Below are 770 nucleotides of genomic sequence, written 5' to 3' on the forward strand. Positions count from 1 at the left end.
TCAATCCTATAATTTTTTACACAAAAGCAATACAATTTTTATAAAATTCCTCCTTCAAATAAAATTTAATAAAATCCACAAAAACCATATCTTCATCCATAAAATTCCAAATACCCAAATCAATCAAAAACTCAATTCTTTCTAAACTACTCATTTTCAAATAATATCCACATTATTCACAAACATTCATTTTAACTTTCTTATACATTAATCCATAACAATTATCACATTAAATCCACAATTAATTATAATTTTAAATTATATCAAAATCCTTAAAACTTATTAAGTTACTACAATTCCTATTAATTCTTATCTTATAATTTTTACTTTCACAAATCTTTCCACTTTCACTACAAATAAAATTATAAATATAACTTTCATTAAAATTATTACTATCAATTAAAAAATTATTATCAATACAAATATAAAAACAAAAATAAAAATCAATACAACTATTAATATAATTAATACAATTATATTTAATATCCTTAATATAAAAATCATAATACAAATCATTATCACCTTTAAATCTATTATTTAAATAACTAAAACTACAATAACTATAAAAAAATTTTTCTAAATCACTAAAATCATTATCAATCTCAAAAATTTTTTTTTTTTTATCAAAAAATATAAAATAACTATTCTTATTACTATCCCTAACAAAAAAAATATCATCCAATATAAAATTACAAATATCCTTAAAACTAACTAAAAAATCAACATTATTAAAATAACTAAAAGAATAACTAAAACACTCATCCCAACCA

At 17.7% G+C, this 770-nt stretch carries 1 protein-coding gene; it reads right to left on the reverse strand.

The window, feature by feature from the left end; all coding sequences use genetic code 11:
• Window positions 1-253 precede the first annotated feature (253 nt).
• The coding region (locus IE038_RS25595) for a hypothetical protein (RefSeq protein WP_229775740.1) at window positions 254-770 on the reverse strand (517 nt) is incomplete at its 5' end.

The organism is Pseudomonas laurentiana (assembly GCF_014648275.1).
Taxonomy (GTDB): domain Bacteria; phylum Pseudomonadota; class Gammaproteobacteria; order Pseudomonadales; family Pseudomonadaceae; genus Aquipseudomonas; species Aquipseudomonas laurentiana.